Raw genomic sequence first — 18,965 nt, forward strand, 5'->3', positions numbered from 1 at the left:
TTATGCAGTTGCCAAGGAGATAGCAATTGAAAGCGTTCAACATCGAGTTCTATACGGGTAGCAAGGACGAGCTGATCGCAGAGATCATTGAGGCCAGTACGGGGCAATACGGCTATATCGTTACGCCCAACGTCAATCATGTGGTGCAACTGGAGCATAGCGCTCCCTTGCGCAATGCCTACAGCTCAGCCAGTCACCGTATCTGTGACAGCCGCGTTTTGCTGCCATTCGTCAGGGCGTTCAAGGTGCCGCTACCCGAGGCGATTCCCGGCAGCACGCTGACCGCCGAGCTGATCGAACATGCGGACGCAGAGCAATGGGATGTATGCATCATCGGCTGTGAGCCGGCCAGCGTCGCACGATTGAAGGAACGCTATCCTGGGCTGCGGGTCCATCACTACTACCCCCCCATGGGGTTCATCACCGATCCAGATGCCGTGCAGACTTGCGTCAATTTCATCAACCAGCACCCATCGCGCCTGATCGTTTATGCGGTCGGCTGTCCAACCCAGGAGATCCTCGCGCTCAAGGTTCTTGAAGGCGGACAGGCCACCGGCGTCGGACTCTGCGTCGGCGGCTCGCTGAATTTCCTTTCCGGCGCCGTTCCGCGTGCCCCGGCGTGGGTTCAACATCTGGCACTGGAATGGCTCCACCGCGTGTGCACCGAGCCGCGCAGGCTCGGCAGCCGGTACGCAAGAGACGCCTGGCGGTTTCTGCCGATTGTCATGCGGCATTACCGCAACACCCCGAATTGTCTAGAAGGAGCAAAGCAATGATCCCTATCATCATGTCAGGCGGTACCGGTTCTCGGCTCTGGCCGCTTTCGCGCCAACTGAACCCCAAGCAATTTCTGCCGCTGGCTGAGGCTTCCTTCTCGATGCTTCAGGCTACCATCATGCGCTTGAAAGGCCTGGATATGCAGCAGCCACGGCTGATCTGCAACGAAGAACACCGCTTCCTCGCGGCAGAGCAGCTGCGCAAGATGGGTATGGAAGATGCTTCGATCATGCTCGAGCCAGCGGGCCGCAATACTGCCCCGGCGGTCGCTCTCGCTGCCATCCAGGCCCAGGAAAACGGCGACGATCCGGTGCTGCTGATCCTCGCAGCCGACCACCTGATCCAGGATGAAGCGGGCTTTCGCGCCAGCGTGAACAAGGCCTTGCCGCAGGCTGAGGCAGGCAAGCTGGTCGCCTTCGGCGTCGTCCCTACGCACCCGGAAACCGGCTACGGCTACATTCAGCGCGGTCAGTCTGCGGGTGACGATGCGTTCGCGGTACAGCGCTTCGTGGAGAAGCCCGATAGCGATACCGCACGCGAATATCTCGAATCCGGCGAGTTCTTCTGGAACAGCGGCATGTTCATGTTCCGCGCCAGCCGCTATCTCGAAGAGCTGGAAAAATTCCGCCCGGATATCCTTTCAGCCTGCCGCGCAGCGATGACCAATCGCGAAGCTGACATGCACTTCATCAGAGTCGATCGTGAAGCCTTCCTCGCTTGCCCCGAGGACTCGATCGATTACGCAGTGATGGAACGTACCGCCGATGCGGTCATGGTTCCGCTCGACGTGGGCTGGAGCGATATCGGCTCTTGGTCAGCGCTGTGGGACGTGAGCAAGAAAGACGAACAGGGCAACGTATTCAAAGGCGACGTGATGGGTGAGCAGACTGCGAACACCTACGTCCACGCCGAGCACCGCCTGGTTGCCACCGTCGGACTGGAAGATCTGATCATCGTCGAAACCAAGGACGCGGTGCTGGTCGCTCACAAGGACAAGGCGCAGGACGTCAAACGCATCGTCGAACAGCTCAAGGCGGAGAAGCGCTGCGAATATCTCAACCACCGTGAGGTCTACCGGCCGTGGGGCGTTTACGACTCGATCGACAATGGCCAGCGCTACCAGGTCAAGCGGATCACCGTTAAGCCTGGAGCCAAGCTGTCGGTACAGATGCACCATCACCGGGCTGAGCACTGGATTGTGGTCTGCGGTACTGCACGGGTTACCAACGGCGAGGAGACCTATATGGTCACCGAGAACGAGTCGACCTATATCCCGATTGGCCAGGTTCATTCGCTGGAAAATCCTGGCGTGATCCCGCTCGAGTTGATCGAAGTGCAGTCAGGCTCGTATCTGGGCGAAGACGACATCGTCCGTTACGCCGACAACTACGGGCGAGTCAGCGACAAGACGTCCGTGGCCTGATCCGGAAGCGGCCGGGCAACCTTGCCAGGCCGCTACCACCGCTACCAGACGTACCGTGAATGGCACCGGCTCTCGAGCCGGTGCCATTTTTTTCAGGAGTCCTGCTTGACCGGGCCGTAGCCCTTGCAGCCCCCTTCTCCTATGAACTTCTCCAGCACCGCCATCTGCGGGCGGTCCTTGCCGTCTTTCGGCTCGATCGACAGCCGATACTTGCCCCACGAGGGGCCGGCGGCCCAGTAACTGACGGGAATGCAATGTTGCTGGAGGTAACTGAGCAACTCCTCTGCCGCTTCGTTCCACTTCGGATGATCGTCGGGAATGCCGAACTCGCCGATATGTCCTCGCTTGCCATGCTCCTGCAGCCATTCGATAAAGGGCTCCGCCCGCTTGACGCCTACCGATGTATCGAAGTTTTTGGTCGGCTTCTCCTTGTATCGCCCGCTAGCATCGTGGTCGATGTACAGGTGCGCGGAGAACACGATGTTGTCTGCCGGGTCCTTGAGATCGAGCAGCGGCTCCGCATACTTCTGCCAGCGTGCCGCGCTCGACCATGAGTTGCCCTCTATATAAAGGGGTCGCTTGCGGTCATGCGCGCGGATACCATCAATGCCGGCCTGGGCCGCTTCAGGCCAGTTGTCTTCGGCATCGCCGTAGGGCTCGTTCATGATGTCATAGGCATAGAGCGCTGAATGGTTGTGCCAGCGCTTGGCGATGCGCGCCATGAGATCTTCGTAGGCGCCGAATGGCACTGCCTCGCTGCCAATGACGTCGCCGCGGTATCGTGCGTAGTTATGCACGTCGAGAATGATGTCCATGTCATGCCTGGCGGCGTCGTCCAGCATCGAATCGATCAGTTCCGCGTAGGTTTCGTCCAGCTCACCGTTGAGTGACGGCTGCAACCGCTCCCACTTCACGGGAAAGCGCACATTGCGAATACCCTTGTCCTGCCAGTACTTGAAATATCCCTCATCGGGGAAAAAGTAGTGGGTCCCGTGCTTACCCGGCAGCTCCTTTGAGGTGAACTCCGCTCCGGCAACATTGATTCCTATCAGTTCGAAGTCATCGGCATAACTCTGACCACCGGCAATGGCGAGACTGAGGCCGACAAAGGCACCCCAGCTCCGCAGACCTCTTGCTGTCACTCGTTTCATAGCGCCTCCTGTGTTGCGGTGCGAAGCACCTCAAATCCTGTGCATTCGAAATTTTGGCACGTTCTTTCTCACGCCCTCGGTGGCTTCCGACATCCATTTCCTCGATTAGTTGGCGTTCTCAAGGGAACCAAACGGCCCGATCACCCGCCTAACCAATGGATATGAACACACTCATGAAGAGGCCGGCGATGACAAGCTCCGCTCCAAAACGCCAGGATCCGCTTATTGGCAAACTCGATCTGATCGAACCCAGCCAGACGCAGTCGCTGATGGAAAACCTGTCCGCAGTCAAGGCGCCCGTCACCGTCGCCTTCATGAACCAGCATGCGTACAACCTCGCTCAGCAAAACCCAACCGTGCGTGACCAGTTCTCGAAGATGAGCTATCTGCTGCGCGACGGCATCGGTATCAAGATAGCCTGCCAGGTGAATGGACGCGCGCCGCGCGCCAACATGAACGGCACCGACTTTATCCCCAAGCTGCTCGACCACGTGATCAAGCAGGACGAGGGGCAGTACCGTTATCTGGCGCTGGGCACACGCGAACCCTGGCTGTCAAAAGGGGCTCATCGATTGTTTCAGGGCAAGCCGTTCGAAGCGATCGACGGGTTTCAACCTGTAGAGGCCTATGTAGATTTCGTAAGAGAGCGTTGCGCCGATGGCGGCATTCCTGTCGTCGTGCTTGCGATGGGCATGCCGAAGCAGGAAGAAGTAGCACTGCGCATCAAGCGCGAACTCGACTGCCCGGCGCTGTTGATATGTGGTGGAGCAATCGTCGACTTTTCCGCTGAACGCTTCGCACGAGCTCCCGTGGTCTTCCGCAAGATGGGGCTCGAGTGGCTATACCGTCTGGGCAAGGAACCGCGGCGGCTATTCAAGCGCTATGTGATCGGTATCCCGCAGTTTTTCTATTACGTCGCTCGTAACAGCGGTTCCGTTGGCGCTCGCCAGAACGAGCGGCGCGCCTTCGAACAGTAAGCAGTAGCATCAACTGTCGGCGATGCGCTCATCGTCGACAGGCCGGTTCGGGCCGACGCGGTGGTAGTTGGCCGCCACCGCCAGAGCGCATAGAACGATGTAGGTCGCGGCATTGGCCGGAATCTGAAGATTGAAGTCCGTACTCGAGTGAATCATCAGCGACAGGATCCCTATCGCTGCTCCGAATCCCACCCCACTGCGATATAGCGATTTACGTTGGCGCATCGCCTTGATTGCGTAATGCATCGACAACCCCACGAACAGCACCAGCGGCAGGCAGCCGATCAACCCGAACTCGATGAAGAACTGCAGAAAATCGTTATGCGCATGATCGTAATGCAAAGGTATTTCGCGTCCGGCAAAGCGCGGAAATACGGCCTCGAAACTACCCGCGCCCTGTCCGATGATGGGATTTTCCTTAGCCAACGGTAGCGCATGCTCGACGACCAGGCCGCGATACTCGTTTGCTTCGAGAATCACATTGCCGTCCACCACTACGTCATTCAGACGCGTATTGACCAGCCGCTCCTTCAGCTGGTCCAGCCCGAAGTACTGGCTGATGATGAATATGTCGATGAGCACGATGCTTGCCAGGATGAGACTGTTGCGTAGACGGTTTTCCCGGTCGATCAGCACGAACGCCCCGCCAACGATCAACAGGCTGGCAAAAAATGCCGTGTTGCCCATCCGCGAATGACTCATCACCAGCGCAATCACCATGATCACCAGGCCGAGACGCACCCGCATCTTCGGCCCCATGATGGTCTCGACCAGCCGCGCCCAGCGAAAGCGGCCACCGTCGCGAAGCGCCATCAGCAGACCGATGCCGGCAGCCATGGACAGCTCCAGATAGCCCGCAAGATGGTTTCGATTGACGAAGGTCCCCGTCGCGTGACCAACGTGAAACCGTTTGGCTTCGAGCACCAGCCATTCCACGCCGGAGAGCGTCATGAAGGTGCCGAAAAACGCCTGGAACACCCCACTGAAAACCAGCACACCGAGCAGCAGGGAAATGCGCCGGCGCGTCCTTGCCATTCCCGACACCAGCAGATACAGCAGGCAGTAGCCGATCCCCAGCATCAGGTATTGGAACGTGCTACCCGGATCCCGGCTGATACCGCCCAGCCATTGAATGAGGACCCACAGCTGGGCAAGCAGAAGCAGGCCCAACGGCAGCAAGGCTCGGCGGAAACCCGTTCCGAGCGACTCCTTGCGGACCAGCTGAATGATGCTCCAGCCGATGCTCAGCGCGCCAACCAGCAGAATGAACAGGCCAACCGCCCAGTCCCTATTGCTCCCCATGGGCAGCGGAAGCCAGACGAGCGTAGCCAGCAAACCGGCGAACAGGCATTTTTCGGCTATATCCAGCCGCGGATGGTCGATCATGATGGCGCTTCCTTGCTTCTGCGAGCGATGGGAATACTTCCGCCGGAACGCTTGGGTCGGCTGACGTTACTTCCGCGCCCGGTTCATGCGTCGCGAGAGGGACAGACCACTGCATCAACCGTCGGGCAACGGGGCTTCAAATCCGGCGCGTGCTTCGACCGTCGGACGCGTTAGCGGACATGCCGAGCAAAGCGAGTACGGTCGAGGCGGAAATCCCGTACTCCTTCATCAGAGCTTTGAGCTCATCGCTGAAACTGAGCTCCTGCTGCAATCCCGCGTCGCGCTTCATCGATTCCAGCTGGGCAAGCTGTTCGGCCAGACGCCGTTCCGCGGCCCGAAATTCGGATAGTTTACTCATGAGGTGCTCGTGACGAGTCGAAACGAAGGATTCTACACTATCGCGTCCTGGTTAGACGCTGCCCTCATCTGCGACTAGCCTTTGATTCATGATCGAATCCTCCGTCACTATTCATCGTTTGTCCGGAACTCAGCGATACGTCCGCATGCTGCTCGCAGGGTTGGCCCTGCTTTCGCTCGGCTCCTGCTCCGGTACCGACCCCGCGACATCCAACCCCTCCACGCAGCCACTCGAAGAGCGACAGGCAGAGCGGTTCATGGTATCGGCCGCGCACCCCGCCGCCGTCGAGGCGGGGCTGGACATGCTTCGACGCGGAGGCCATGCCGTCGATGCAGCCATCGCCGTGCAGATGGTCCTGGGGTTTATCGAGGCGCCAGAAACCGGCATCGGCGGCGGCGGCTTTCTGCTGTTGCATGATGCAGACTCGAATGAATCCATCATGTACGACGGCCGTGAGAAGGCTCCGCAAGCTGCCACGCCCGAACGATTCCGCCGCCTCGGCATCGCGCTTCCGAAGGCGGTGGCCATTCCCAGCACGTCTTCGGTAGGTGTCCCCGGGCTGGTCGCCATGCTCGGAGCCGCGCATGAGCAATACGGTCGACTGCCTTGGGCCGAGCTGTTCGAGCCGGCCATCCGCCTGGCCGAAACGGGCATGACCATGCCTCCGCGCCTGCAGACCCAGATTGAGCAGGACTGGTCTCTGCGCCTGTTTGGCGATACGCGTGACTATTTTCGCGCCCAGGCTTCCGATGACCCGCCGCGCCTGCGTAATCCTCTGCTGGCCACTACCATGCGCGAGATCGCCGAGAACGGCCCGGACAGCTTCTACCAGGGGGACATCGCCGACACATTCGTTGCCCGCTTACGCCAGGGCCGCTGGGGTCTGGACGATCTGACGCTCGAGGACATGGCCGGCTACCGTGCCGTCGCGCGCGAACCGGTCTGCGGCACCTATCGTGAGTGGACGCTCTGTGGCGGCGCGCCGCCCAGCTCCGGTGGGCTGACAGTACTGCAGGCGCTGGGCATTCTCGAACACTTCCCGCTGGGCGAGATGGACCCGGAAGACCCGGTGACCTGGCATCTGATCGCCGAGGCCAGCCGGCTGGCCTATGCAGATCGCGACTACTACATCGGCGACCCGGACTTCGTTGACGTGCCGGTCGAAGCGCTGCTCGACAAGGACTATCTCGTCGCACGCAGCCAACTGATCGACCCGCAGCGAGCGATGACCGAAGTCACCCCGGGCGAACCTTCTACAGTCCCGGTACTCGAACAGTCACAATGGGGGCCGGATCCTGACGGTACCGGAACCTCGCATTTCAGTGTGGTCGACGCAGACGGCAACATGCTGGCGCTGACCAGCTCCAACGAAGCCCCATTCGGCAGCCGCATGATGAGCCAGGGGTTCGTGGTGAACAGTCAGTTGACCGACTTCAGTTTCAGGCCGAGCATCGACGGTCGCCCGCACCCCAACGCGGTAGGGCCAGGCAAGCGCCCGCGTAGCTCGATGTCGCCCTTCGTGGTGTTCGATGCCGAGGGCGAGCCAAAACTGGTCATCGGTTCGCGCGGGGGCAGCAGGATCATTGGCTACGTGTTGAAGACACTGATTGGCGTACTGGACTGGAATCTCGATGTTCAGCATGCAATCGCCCTGCCGAACATGGTGGAACGCGGGCAGGGAATCGAGATCGAAACCGGTACCGAGCTGGAAGCCTTGGCTCCACGACTGGACGCGCTGGGTCATGAAGTCCGAATTGTTCCCATGACCAGTGGTCTGCACGGCATAGAGCGTACAAACAGCGGCTGGCGAGGCGGCGCCGATCCACGCCTGGATGGTGTGGCGCTCGGCGACTGAACCAGCCGGCCCTTGCATCGCACCGGAGATTACATGACAGGCAATCAAATCGAGCCCGGGCTGCCGCCGGTGCAGCACACCGCCGAGGGCAAGCTGCGCCGGGTCGGCGTGGAACTGGAAATGAACGGGCTGGAGATCGGCGAGCTGGCGAAGCTGACCGCCGATTTCTTCGGACTGCAGGTTGAAGAAACCAGCCGCTATGAGCGCACCCTCAAGGGCGATCCGGCTGGCGACTGGGTCGTGGAACTGGACTTTCGTCTGCTGAAGCAGCTCGGACGGGAGCATCGCGTCGCCGACGACATCGGTGACGAACTGAAAACCTCCGCCGAAGAACTGTTGAAGTGGGCTGCCGACTCGCTGGTGCCGGTAGAACTGGTCAGCCCTCCACTACCCATGGGACGGCTAACCGAGGTCAACGACCTGATTGTCCGGCTGCGCGAAGCCGGAGCCAAGGGTACCGCGGACCGAATGACCAACGCATTCGGCATGCAGTTCAACCCGGAAGTGCCGAGCAGCAACCCGGAAACCATCGCGGCGTATCTGAAGGCATTCTTCTGTCTGTTCGACTGGATCAGCGCACGCGCCAAGATCAACATGACCCGGCGGCTCACCGCGTTCGCCGAGCCGTTCCCGGGCGCCTACATACGCCACATGGTCAACCCGTTCTACTGGCCAGACCTGCCGACCCTGATCGAGGATTACCTACATCACAATCCCACCCGCAACCGGGCGCTGGACATGCTGCCCCTGTTCAAGCACCTGGATGCGGACCGCGTGGCAGCACATACCGGTGACGAGTTGATCAAGTCGCGCCCGACGTTCCACTATCGCCTGCCGGACTGCCGCATCGATCAGCCCGGCTGGGGTCTGCACATTGCCTGGAATGACTGGCTCGAAGTGGAGCGACTGGCGGCCGACCGGGAGCGGCTCGATCTCTGCTGCCGCGCCTACTGTGCTCACCTTGACCACCGTCTGGGACGTTTGCTCACGCGCTGGGTCGACCAGGTTGAAAGCAACTGGCTCAGCGGCGCCTCATGACACGACCTGTCGTAGCCATCACCGGGCCGATGCGCGGCGCGTTCGGTCCCCGCTTCATGGTTGCCTGTGCGGTACGCATGTATGGTGGCAAACCGTTACAGGTCCGTCCTGGCGACCCTATCGCCGAGCTGAGCTACGACGCGGTGGTGGTCACCGGCGGCCACGACATCAACCCCGTTCTGTACGCTGCGGAGCCCGAAGTTCAGCCCAAATACGATGCCGAGCGGGACGCACTCGAGACAGCGGTGATCGACGACGCCCTGGCCCGCGGCCTGCCGCTGCTGGGTATCTGCCGTGGCGCACAGCTGCTAAATGCCAGGCGCGGCGGCAACCTGTTCCAGGAGCTGAAGTCGCACCGCAAGATGACGTCCAACCGCTGGACCATTCTTCCGTTGAAAACCCTCTGTCTGGAATCCGATAGCTGGCTCGCCAGTCTGCTGGCTGCGCCCACGTGCAAGATCAACAGCCTGCATAATCAGGCAATCGATCGGGTCGGAGACGGGCTGCGCATCGTTGGCCGGGACCTGGACGGCATCATCCAGGCGGTCGAGGACCCGTCCCGCCCGTTTCTGCTCGGTGTGCAGTGGCACCCGGAGTTTCTGCTCTTCCTGCGCCGGCAGCGGAGGCTGTTTTGCGCTCTGCTGCAAGCCTGTCGTCAGCCCCGCTCCGGAAGCGGCTGAAGGTTCAGCCCACTGAAGCGCCGCACCCGACGCTTCACCGCCTGCTCAAATACTTCCGGACGACTTTCCAGCAGCGTGAAGTGTGCGCTCGCGCGGGTAATCGCCGTGTACACCAGTTCCTTGGTCAGCACCGGATTGCGAGCAGCCGGCAATAACAACGCGGCGTGCTCGAACTCCGAACCCTGGGATTTGTGCACGGTCATGGCGAACACCGTGTCGACCTCGGGCAGACGGCTGGGTAGCACGAAACGGACACCACCGGCACCGTCATTACGCGGGAAGGCGACCCGCAGAGCAAATTGCTCGCTCTCACCGGTGTGCAGCGCGGGCTCACGAATCCGCAAGGCGATGCCGATATCACCATTCATCAATCCGAGACTGTAATCGTTGCGCGTGATCAGCACCGGGCGCCCCTCGTACCAGCCATGCTCGGCCGGCAACAGGCCGCGTCGATGCAGCAGGCTCGCCACTCGCTGGTTGACTGCCTCGACGCCCCAGTCGCCCCGGCGCACGGCACAGAGCAGACGGAAACGATCGAAGGCAGTCAGGATGGTCCGCGCCCAATCGATCCATGCGTGGTCATCGGCAGGAGCGGTCGCCGCCGGCCGGCCGTCGCGCAGGACGCTCAGATAGCTGGCGTATCCGGCCGGGTTCGCATCCAGCCCTGCCACCAGCGCAGCGAAAGCCGGGTCACCTGCATGGGCGAGCTGACGCTGCCGGATGTCGGCGAACGCACCGCTGCGTAGCAGAGCGCGGGCCGCTTCGGCATCACAGCGGTTTACCGCGCGCGCCAGCTCGCCAATGCCGCTGTCGCGCCCGAATCGATGGGAGTGGCGGAGCATTGCGGTCTGCTGCTCGAGCAGATGCTGGTCACTGTCACCGGGCTCAAGCTCTGCAGCGTCAAGCGACTGACCACTGACCTGCTCCAACCATGCACGCGTTTCGGCAGAATAACGGCCTTCGTCGGCGTGCGCGCATAGGTCGCCCAGCACCGCCCCGGCTTCGACAGAAGCCAGTTGATCCTTGTCTCCAAGCAAAACCAGCCTGGCACTGACCGGCAAGGCCGTGAGGACACACGCCATCATTTCCAAGTCGATCATCGACGCTTCATCGATCACCAGCACATCGAGCGCCAGCGGATTACGCGCGTTATGACGAAAGTGCCGGCTGTCCGGGAGGCTGCCAAGCAGTCTGTGTAATGTGCTGACCTCGGTGGGAATCTCGGTCCTGATGGTCGCGTCTACCGGCAATGCGCCGACCTGGCGGCCGATCGACTCGGTCAGGCGCGCGGCGGCCTTGCCGGTCGGCGCGGCCAGCCGAATCCGCAGCGGCCGCCCTGCCTCGACCGCCGGTGCCTGCAATAGCGCCAGCAGCCGGACCACAGTCGTAGTTTTTCCAGTACCCGGGCCACCGGTGATGATACTGAAGCGCCCACGCGCGGCCAGCGCGCAAGCCAACCGCTGCCAGTCAGGGCTCTGCTCGCTGCCGGCGAACAGAGCCGCCAGGCGCTCGGGCATATCCGCCGAAACCGGGAGAGGCTGGCGCAGACGCTGACCCAGCGTGTCGACAACCTGCCGCTCATATTGCCAGTAACGGCGCAGGTACAAGCGTTCGCCAACCAGGACCAGCGGACGACTGCCCTGTTCGGGCTGATCACTATCGACTACCGCACTGGTGATCAATGCCGCCTGCCAATCTTCCAGCTGCAGGCCGCCCAGCAGCTGCGACGGCAGCAGGGCGGCGCCCGTTTCTTCCCCCTCCGGCGGTAAGGACAGCGCCAGGTCGGGCTCTTCCAGTGTCGCGCGCAGGTTGAGGCAGACATGGCCATGGCCAAGTTGATGGCTCACCAGGGCTGCTGACAGCAGGACCTTTGCCGGACAGGCGGGCTCCTGCTCGAGCAGAAACGCAGCCAAGGCGCGATCCAGCGCGCGCAGCCAGCCATTGTCCTGCCACTGATCAAGCAAAGACATGAGCTCACGGCTGTCGAGCAGCGCCGGTAGCGGCTCTACTGTCGCCTCCAGCAAATCGAGCTGGTCACCCTGCATGGATCGCCTCCTTCACCGGCCGGCCTGCGAACAGGTCATCCAGCGTTTCAATCAGTTCTCGAGGCGGACAGTCGTGCCACAGGCCCCCTCCGTCGGCCTCGACCCCACGCACGAACCAGTACAGCGCGCCACCGATGTGCCGGTCATAGTCATAGTCGGCCAGCCTCGCTCTGAGTTGTCGATGCAGGGCCAGCAGATAGAACACGTATTGCAGGTCGTACCGGTGCTCGAGGACCGCTCGCTGCATCGCCGCAGCGGTGTACTCCGACGGTCCCTGCCCCAGCCAGTTGGATTTGTAATCGAGCACGTAATAGCGTCCCTGATGCTCGAATACCAGGTCGATGAAACCCTTGAACAGCCCGTTGAGCTGATCGCGCTCCAATGCCGGACGCGGTTGTTCCTCAAGCGTCGCAGCGCGAACCAGCCGGTCGATTCGCTGCACATCCACCCGGCTGGCGCTGAACATGAACTCCATCTCGCTCTGATACTGCCGCGGCTGCAGCGCCGCAAGCGACAGATCGGTGCCGGGCACCAGGCCGGGACGGGCCAGGAGCGACGCCAGCCACTCACCCAGGCTATCGGCCCACTCGGCCCAGCCGCGACGCTGGCAGCGCGGGTAGAGCCACTCCCGGCAGCGCGTCGAATCGGCCAGACGGGCAAAGCCATCGTTGCCGGCAGATTCCAGCAAGCCATGTATGAAAGTGCCCGGCTGCGGTCCCCGCGGGAACCGGTGGATGGTCGGCGTTTCGCCCGGGCGCAGCGGCACGAAGCGACTGCTGCGCTCGTCATCCGCGAGATGATCCGAGAGAGCCGTCTCCGCTGCCTCGGTGCCGATTGCCAGAGCGCTATACGAGCCGATCCACCAATGCTCGAACCCTGCGTGGACCGGGCGCCGCTCGGCAAGCGTGGCGAGCGGCGGCAGTTCCGGCTCATAGACCATGTCGCGCGGCTCTGGAGCAGGCACGACGGACACCACCTGCCCGTCCGGCTCCCATCGCTGCAACCACGCCGCAAGCCCCTGCGGCTGCGATAAAGCTTCGCCTCCGCCCAGCAGGTAACCGACAGCGCTATGGTGCAGTACCGACCGATTGCTCTGGCCTTTCTTCAGATCGACCATGCCAACCCAGCACGCGTGCCGGGCCCGGGTCAGGGCGACGTAGAGCAGCCGTAAATCCTCGCCCAGACGTTCGCGGTCAGCCAAACGCACGGTTTCTTCGTCAGGCTGCAATTCCAGCCGCGATTCGCCAGCCATCTGAACCCGGACTGGCCTGCCTGCTTCGACCGGGCGCGCATGGCAGACAAATGGCAGGAATACCAGCGGGTACTCCAGCCCCTTGGACTTGTGAATGGTCACGACCTTGACCAGTTCGGCGTCGCTCTCCAGGCGCAACACCTGCTCTTCTACTGCACCAACCGAGGCCTGACGGATCAGCTCCGCCAGATAGCGAATCAACGCCTGCTCGCCATCCAGCTCACGCGCGGCGCGTTGCAGCAGCTCGGCCAGGTGCAACAGGTTGGTCAGGCGGCGCTCGCCATCGACATGTCGCAGCAGGCGCGCCGGCAGATCATGGTCATGCAGCAACCGGTGAACCATCGGCAGGACGCCCTGGCGCTGCCACAGCTTTCGATAATCGCGGAAGCGGTCGACGCATTGTTCCCAATGCCGCTCGTCCTGGTTCAGCTGATCGAGTTCAGCCCAGGACAGGTCAAGGGTCGGGCTGGCCAGCGCCGCGCGCAGCAGCCGGTCACTGCCCGGTTCGCCACAGGCTCGCAGCCAGCGCAGCAGATCGTTTGCCTCGAGCGTATCCAGCACCGAATCCTTGTCCGACAGATATACGCTGCGTACTCCGCGTTCTGCCAGGGCACGGCGGATCGCCTGGGCTTCCCGGCCAGTGCGTACCAGCACGGCCATGTCTGCCGGGCGAACCGGTTGCAGCGCCCCGTCGGCCTTGGCAAAGCCGACGCGCCGCTGTTGTCCGGCCTGCAGCATCTCGACCATGGCCGTCGCGCAGCGCTCAGCCATCGATTGCCGGTAGGCCTCCGCACTCAGCGCGTCGTCACCAGCAAGGTGCCAGGCGGTCAGCGCCGGAGCCGCCTGACCATCAATGCTCCAGATTTCCTGGCGGCCTCTGGCCTGCACCTGATGAAACGGCAACGGGTTACGGTCGTCCTCGCGGAACAGGAAGGCGGCTGACGGGAAGCGCTCTTCGGCCATCGCGAACACCCGGTTCACCGCATCGACCATCGTCTGGCTCGATCGGAAATTGGTGTCCAGATGTTCGTGCCGACCCTCGGTCGCCTCGCGAGCACTCAGATAGGTGAAGATATCGGCACCGCGGAAGGCGTAAATTGCCTGCTTGGGATCGCCTATCAGCAACAGCCCGGTATCAGGGTCATCCTGCCGCACGTGGTAGATGGTATCGAAGATCCGGTATTGCAGCGGATCGGTATCCTGGAACTCGTCAATCAGCGCTACCGGAAACTGCTGGCGGATCACCGCGGCCAGACGGTCACCGTTCGGGCCCTGCAGGGCTGCGTCCAGCCGGGTCAACATGTCGTCGAAGCCCATCTGCGCCCTGCGACGCTTTTCCGCCTCGAAGCGCCGGGCTATCCAGGCCGCAGCGTGGCGCAGGGAGGCCTGTTCTGGCCCGGCCAGCTTTGCCAGTGCCTGACGCAGCTCGGGCAAACGCCGGAGGGCATCGTGGTCAACCGGGTCGCCTTTTTTGCAGGCCTCCGCCATACCGGCTTCACAGAGGCGCGCCCAGGCCGATTCAGGCAGCTTCAACTCGAGTGATTCGTGATTGCTTGCCCAGTTGCGCAGAATTTCGCACCAACCCGAGTAATAGCGCTTCTGTATCTTGCGCCGGTCGACTGTGCCGTCAGCAACGGCCTTGTCCAATAACTGCTCCAGCTCGTCAGCCCAACTCGAACACGGCTGCTTGAGCAGCGCCAGCTCCTCGTCGGCGCGTGCCAATGCCTGGCTGATGAGCTCCTGAAGACTTTGCCCGGGTTCCGGCAGGGGCTGGTCGAGCAAAACCCGCGCCTTGACCAACAAAGCCACCGGCTGCTGCCAGTTCCTGTCGACCCAGGCCAGCGCCCGGCCGTGCAATGGGTAACAGTGCAAGCGCCAGTAATCACGCGCCACCTCGGCGAGCAGATCACGCTGATCGGTCTCCAGACTCTGCACAAACAGGCTGCCGCTGTCGAAGGCGTGCTCACGCAACATCCGCTGGCACCAGCTGTGAATGGTCGACACTGCCGCCTGGTCCATCCATTGGGCGGCGATGTCGAGCTTGCGCGCGCTGCTGGCCCATTGGCTTTCGTCAGTGTCGGCAAGCAGCCCGGCAAGGATTGGGTCCGGATCCGCCAGCTCGCCGCGAAATGCCCGGGCCGCCTCCACCAGGCGCGCGCGAATGCGATCACGCAATTCCTGCGTGGCGGCTTCGGTAAAGGTAACGACGAGAATCTCCGGTGGCAGCAGGTCGCGAATAAACCCGATCTCGCCGCCGTGGCCAAGAACCAGTCGCAGGTATAGCGCCGAAATGGTGAAGGTCTTGCCGGTTCCGGCGCTGGCTTCGATCAGCCGACTGCCGCGCAACGGACAACGCAGCGCTAGCGGCATTGCAGTACTCACGACTGTCCCTCCTCGACCGGCTGACATTCGAGCCAGCCCTCTTGCACCGCCTGCGCCAGCGGCCGATACAGCGCTTCGGCCCAACCCTCGAACTCCTCGGTCGCGAGCAGACTGGCAAAGGTCGGGTAGCTTCGCTGCATGGCCACGCTTTTGTGCACCTCCCCGAGGCTGAAATCCGAGCCGTCGTAATGATTGCGCGCCTTGCCGAGCGCCTTGGTTGAATCGTCTTCGGTCAGCATCACGAAGGCGGTCTCCACCGCGACGGGTAGAGGCCGGCGCAGGCCTTCCAGCCAGCCAAGCAGCCAGTCGCCAACGATCGCCTGCGCCTGATCCTGCTCAAGCGGTTGCAGGCGAATCGTAGCGTCGGCACTGATCAGCCAGGTGGTCAGATGGTGCCCGCTGGCCACCGCCAACACGTGTAGACACAGCTCGCCCAGCAACTTTCGCCAGCGCAGGCCCTTACCGCGGGCGCCAAGCAAGGTACCGGTAACCATCTGCAAGCGCACCTGACCCGGGACCTGACCAGACAGGCGTACCCCGGCCAGCCAACTACGCAATTCGATGCCCGGGGCGGACGCCAGCAGCGGCAGCGGATGTTCCAGCAGGCGGTCCCATGCTCTGGCCTGCTCGCGATAGCGAAGCAGTTGGTCACGCAAAGGATCGGTCAGCTGCTGCCGCGCCAGGTCGCCAAAACCGGCCAACGGCATTCTGCCGCGATGTTGCAGCCGTTCCGCCGCCGCCGAGAGGAGTGCGTCCGGATCAGCATCGTCGGGCGCATCCTGGGCCTGTTCGAGTAGCCACTGGCTCAAATGATGCCGCTCCAGCCCGTTGATCACGAAGGGTTCGTCGTCTTCGGCGACCCTGTCTTCGTCGCCCAGCCACACCTTCAGGCGGGCTGAAAAAAAGTGTTCCACCGGATTACGCAGGAAGCGTTGCAACGCGGCGAGATCGATCGGTGCATCCGGCTGCAGCGACAGAAGTGGCAAGTTGGCCTGTTCCGGCTTGGCCGTCTGGTGCAGCTTGAGCCAGTCGCCGGCGTAGCTGAACAAGTCCGAACTGCCATCGAAATAGGCCCGGCTGAACGGCTGCAACGGATGCTCGGTGGTCAGCGCGGCGAGCAGGTCATAATCGCCGTCGGGCTGCCAGCCGCTTTGCAGATGATCACGCAACTGGCCTATCAGGACCGACGGTGGCCGCTCGCTGTTGTCGCGGATGCTGCGACCCACCCAGCTGATGTACAGACCGTCCCGAGCCGAGAGCAAGGCTTCGAGCAGCAGGTAGCGGTCATCTTCTCGCCGTGAGCGGTCGCCGGGCCGATAATCTCGACCCATCAGATCAAAGTCCAGTGGCGGCTGGGCTCGCGGATAATCGCCGTCGTTCATACCCAGCAGACAGACCCGACGAAACGGGATCGCCCGCATCGGCATGAGTGTACATACGCTGACCGTGCCGCCGAGGAAGCGCTGGCTCAGCTGCGCTTGGCTGATCCCGTCGAGCCATGCCTCGGCAACCACGTTGAGCGGCAGCGACTCCTCCAGCTCGACCGCCTCGCACAGCTCCAGCCAGCCGGCCAGACTTTCCTGAAGCTGTGCCAGCAGCAATTGGTCACGCTCACTGTGAGCCGAGAAGAAATCTGCTAGCAATGCTCGCAGCCGTTCGCCCCAGACCGCGGGCGGCGCGGGGTCGGCTAGCGCCCGTTCGTGCTGATCGAGTCTCTGTAGCAGGTTGCTCAGCGGACCGATCAAGGCGGCGTCCAATCCGCCGATCTCATCATACGGCTCGATGCCGGCCCAGGCAGGGCTCTGCCCCGCGGCGTAACCCAGCAGCATTCGCCGCAGGCCAAAGCGCCAGCTGGTCGCTTCCAGGCCGGGCGGCATGCCCAGCGCTTCGCGACGCTGTTGATCGAGCCCCCAGCGGATTCCCGCGCCCTCGATCCAGCGCTGGAGGGTCGGCAGCTCCGCCTCACTCAGGCCAAAGCGCTCCCGCACGGCAGGCACATCGAGCAGATCAAGTACTTCGCTGACCGGCAGGCGGCTATCCGGCAACCGCAAGAGATGCTCAAGGGCGATCAGCAGCGGTTCCTGCCCGCGCTGCCCCTGATCGGCTAGCGAAAACGGGATGTGCCGTGGGTCGCCCGGGGGATACTGTCCGAAGACCGCCTGAACATGCGGCGCGTAACTGTCCACGTCGGGCATCATGACGATGACATCGCGCGGTTTGAGGGTCGGGTCACGATCGAACGCATCGAGCAGCTGGTCATGTAATATCTCGACCTCGCGCTGCGCACTGTGGGCGGTATGGAAGCGCACCGAGGCGTCGCGGCCCGGCTCAACGGCCGGCCACCGTTCGCGGGTTTCCCACAATGGCCGCAGATCGCGGATGTCGTCCTGCAACTGGCCCAGTAGCGTACCGGTGTCAGGCTGGTCGAACAGGTCGATCCGCCCGCCATTGATTGGTTCGAAGGCGGCACGGTAGTCGGCCTGATCATCGTGACTGTCGAGCAGATTGATATAGTCGCGCCCCTGCTTGCCCCATGCCGCCAGCAACGGGTGGGCATGTTGATGCAGAGTGTGCTCATCCAACTGAGCCGGGGCTCCGGGCCGCCGCGCCTGGCGCCGGTATTGATGTCGCAACAGGTCCTGGTCGGCGATGATATCGCCCCAGTGATGCTGGCAGGGGTTGAGTACACAGAGCAGCACCTGGCAGTGCCGGCCCATCGCCGCCAGTGCTTCGACGTACTGCGCCGGCAGAGACGATATCCCAAACACCACCACCCGGCGCGGCAAGCCCTCGGGTCGCTGCGCGGCCTCGCCAAGCGCAGCAACGAAGCGCGGATGGATACCCGCCCGGCTGTCGCTCAGGTGCGCTTCACCAACGTCCTCGAGCAGCGCACGCCACAGCGCCGGCTGCCAGAGGTCGGTGCCTTCGAGTGGACGGATGCCATCACGGGCCTGGCGCAGCTGGTCGCGGCCTGCGGCCCAGTCGGCCAGCCAGTCCGCCCGGTACACCTGGTACTGGTCGAACAGATCAGCGAGCCGCTCGGCAAGCTGATAGCGCTTGCGGCAGTCTTCGTCATCGCGCAGAAAACGGCGCAGGGGCTCGAACGCAGGCGAGTCTACCAGGGCGGGTAACAACCGCATCAATCGCCAGGTCAGCGGCTGTTTGTCCAACGGCGAGGTTTCCGGCACCGACTCGCTCCCCAACACGCTTCGGTACGCCTGCCACATGAAGCGCGCCGGTAGCTGAACGTCGATGGCCGCGGCGATACCGCAGCCGCCGGACTCATTCGCCGACACATCTGCGGCAAGGGCCTGTTTGAGCCATTGAGCGATGCCGTTGCTCTGCACCAGCATGATCTCGTTTTCCAACGGCGCTAACGGGTGTCGAGCAAGCCAGCTGACCACCAGATGGCGCAGCGACTCGAGACGGTTGCCGTGAACGATCATGAAACCGGGAACAGGGGAATCGGCCTCCTGCATGCAACCTCCAACGGGCAACGGAAAAAACTGAATGGCGCCGGGTTTTGCTAACGATGCCGCACAACAGCGACATTTTACGCCGCAGCAATGAACCTACCTGCGCCCTTCGGGTCCATTCCCTTTGGGATGGCACCCGAGCGGCTGCTGCAATGGTCTTTATCA

General features: G+C 62.6%; 12 protein-coding genes. 6 read left to right on the plus strand and 6 right to left on the minus strand.

Annotation, left to right across the window (positions count from 1 at the left end):
- Nucleotides 1-26: 26 nt before the first annotated feature.
- Together BLT85_RS12660 and BLT85_RS12665 are read left to right on the plus strand one after the other, a co-directional pair.
- Complete coding sequence (locus tag BLT85_RS12660; protein ID WP_093395370.1) at nucleotides 27-776, plus strand: WecB/TagA/CpsF family glycosyltransferase; 750 nt, start codon at nucleotides 27-29, stop codon at nucleotides 774-776.
- Nucleotides 773-2,200 (plus strand): mannose-1-phosphate guanylyltransferase/mannose-6-phosphate isomerase, encoded by a 1,428-nt coding sequence (locus BLT85_RS12665; RefSeq protein WP_093395373.1) that lies wholly within the window; start codon nucleotides 773-775, stop codon nucleotides 2,198-2,200. The genes BLT85_RS12660 and BLT85_RS12665 overlap by 4 nt, the downstream gene beginning before the upstream one ends.
- Nucleotides 2,201-2,292: 92 nt before the next feature.
- Here BLT85_RS12665 and BLT85_RS12670 read toward each other — a convergent pair whose 3' ends face one another.
- Nucleotides 2,293-3,351: a glycoside hydrolase family 5 protein gene (locus BLT85_RS12670; protein ID WP_093395376.1), complete on the minus strand. Its 1,059-nt coding sequence runs from the start codon at nucleotides 3,349-3,351 to the stop codon at nucleotides 2,293-2,295.
- Nucleotides 3,352-3,539: 188 nt separating this feature from the next.
- Between BLT85_RS12670 and BLT85_RS12675 the strand changes: the two genes are divergently transcribed.
- Nucleotides 3,540-4,328 (plus strand): WecB/TagA/CpsF family glycosyltransferase, encoded by a 789-nt coding sequence (locus tag BLT85_RS12675; protein ID WP_093395379.1) that lies wholly within the window; start codon nucleotides 3,540-3,542, stop codon nucleotides 4,326-4,328.
- Nucleotides 4,329-4,337: 9 nt separating this feature from the next.
- Here BLT85_RS12675 and BLT85_RS12680 read toward each other — a convergent pair whose 3' ends face one another.
- Nucleotides 4,338-5,714 (minus strand): O-antigen ligase family protein, encoded by a 1,377-nt coding sequence (locus BLT85_RS12680; protein ID WP_093395381.1) that lies wholly within the window; start codon nucleotides 5,712-5,714, stop codon nucleotides 4,338-4,340.
- 136 nt (nucleotides 5,715-5,850) lie between these two features.
- The gene (locus tag BLT85_RS12685; protein ID WP_093395384.1) at nucleotides 5,851-6,072 is read right to left on the minus strand and encodes a hypothetical protein; all 222 of its coding nucleotides are present in this window, start codon (nucleotides 6,070-6,072) and stop codon (nucleotides 5,851-5,853) included.
- A gap of 88 nt (nucleotides 6,073-6,160) precedes the next feature.
- On the opposite strand from BLT85_RS12685, the gene ggt reads away from it, so the two are divergent.
- The 3 genes from ggt to BLT85_RS12700 are packed head-to-tail and all read left to right on the plus strand — an operon-like array spanning nucleotide 6,161 to nucleotide 9,645.
- Nucleotides 6,161-7,927, plus strand: coding sequence for a gamma-glutamyltransferase (ggt, locus tag BLT85_RS12690; RefSeq protein WP_093395387.1), 1,767 nt, complete (start codon nucleotides 6,161-6,163; stop codon nucleotides 7,925-7,927).
- Nucleotides 7,928-7,960: 33 nt separating this feature from the next.
- On the plus strand, nucleotides 7,961-8,965 hold the full coding sequence (locus BLT85_RS12695; protein WP_093395390.1) for an amidoligase family protein: 1,005 nt from the start codon (nucleotides 7,961-7,963) through the stop codon (nucleotides 8,963-8,965).
- Nucleotides 8,962-9,645, plus strand: a complete 684-nt coding sequence (locus tag BLT85_RS12700) for a gamma-glutamyl-gamma-aminobutyrate hydrolase family protein (protein ID WP_093395393.1) — start codon at nucleotides 8,962-8,964, stop codon at nucleotides 9,643-9,645. The genes BLT85_RS12695 and BLT85_RS12700 overlap by 4 nt, the downstream gene beginning before the upstream one ends.
- Here the strand turns inward: BLT85_RS12700 and recD are convergent.
- The 3 genes from recD to recC are packed head-to-tail and all read right to left on the minus strand — an operon-like array spanning nucleotide 9,621 to nucleotide 18,803.
- A complete protein-coding gene (gene recD / locus BLT85_RS12705) occupies nucleotides 9,621-11,690 on the minus strand; it encodes an exodeoxyribonuclease V subunit alpha (protein ID WP_093395396.1) in 2,070 nt (689 codons plus the stop codon). The genes BLT85_RS12700 and recD overlap by 25 nt on opposite strands.
- Nucleotides 11,680-15,351, minus strand: coding sequence for an exodeoxyribonuclease V subunit beta (gene recB, locus BLT85_RS12710; RefSeq protein ID WP_172829833.1), 3,672 nt, complete (start codon nucleotides 15,349-15,351; stop codon nucleotides 11,680-11,682). The genes recD and recB overlap by 11 nt, the downstream gene beginning before the upstream one ends.
- The gene (gene recC / locus BLT85_RS12715) at nucleotides 15,321-18,803 is read right to left on the minus strand and encodes an exodeoxyribonuclease V subunit gamma (protein ID WP_093395401.1); all 3,483 of its coding nucleotides are present in this window, start codon (nucleotides 18,801-18,803) and stop codon (nucleotides 15,321-15,323) included. Before recC ends, recB begins: the two co-directional genes overlap by 31 nt.
- Nucleotides 18,804-18,965 lie beyond the last annotated feature (162 nt).

The sequence above is a fragment of the Halopseudomonas xinjiangensis genome (assembly GCF_900104945.1).
In the GTDB taxonomy this organism is placed as follows: Bacteria; Pseudomonadota; Gammaproteobacteria; order Pseudomonadales; family Pseudomonadaceae; genus Halopseudomonas; species Halopseudomonas xinjiangensis.

Bases quoted from the DNA above. Each gene is read 5' to 3' on its own strand.
- BLT85_RS12665 (WP_093395373.1), top strand. From the start codon at position 773: ATGATCCCTATCATCATGTCAGGCGGTACCGGTTCTCGGCTCTGGCCG.
- BLT85_RS12680 (WP_093395381.1), bottom strand. From the start codon at position 5,714: ATGATCGACCATCCGCGGCTGGATATAGCCGAAAAATGCCTGTTCGCC.
- recB (WP_172829833.1), bottom strand. From the start codon at position 15,351: ATGTCAGCCGGTCGAGGAGGGACAGTCGTGAGTACTGCAATGCCGCTA.
- BLT85_RS12670 (WP_093395376.1), bottom strand. From the start codon at position 3,351: ATGAAACGAGTGACAGCAAGAGGTCTGCGGAGCTGGGGTGCCTTTGTC.
- recC (WP_093395401.1), bottom strand. From the start codon at position 18,803: ATGCAGGAGGCCGATTCCCCTGTTCCCGGTTTCATGATCGTTCACGGC.
- BLT85_RS12695 (WP_093395390.1), top strand. From the start codon at position 7,961: ATGACAGGCAATCAAATCGAGCCCGGGCTGCCGCCGGTGCAGCACACC.
- BLT85_RS12685 (WP_093395384.1), bottom strand. From the start codon at position 6,072: ATGAGTAAACTATCCGAATTTCGGGCCGCGGAACGGCGTCTGGCCGAA.
- BLT85_RS12675 (WP_093395379.1), top strand. From the start codon at position 3,540: ATGACAAGCTCCGCTCCAAAACGCCAGGATCCGCTTATTGGCAAACTC.
- recD (WP_093395396.1), bottom strand. From the start codon at position 11,690: ATGCAGGGTGACCAGCTCGATTTGCTGGAGGCGACAGTAGAGCCGCTA.
- BLT85_RS12700 (WP_093395393.1), top strand. From the start codon at position 8,962: ATGACACGACCTGTCGTAGCCATCACCGGGCCGATGCGCGGCGCGTTC.
- ggt (WP_093395387.1), top strand. From the start codon at position 6,161: ATGATCGAATCCTCCGTCACTATTCATCGTTTGTCCGGAACTCAGCGA.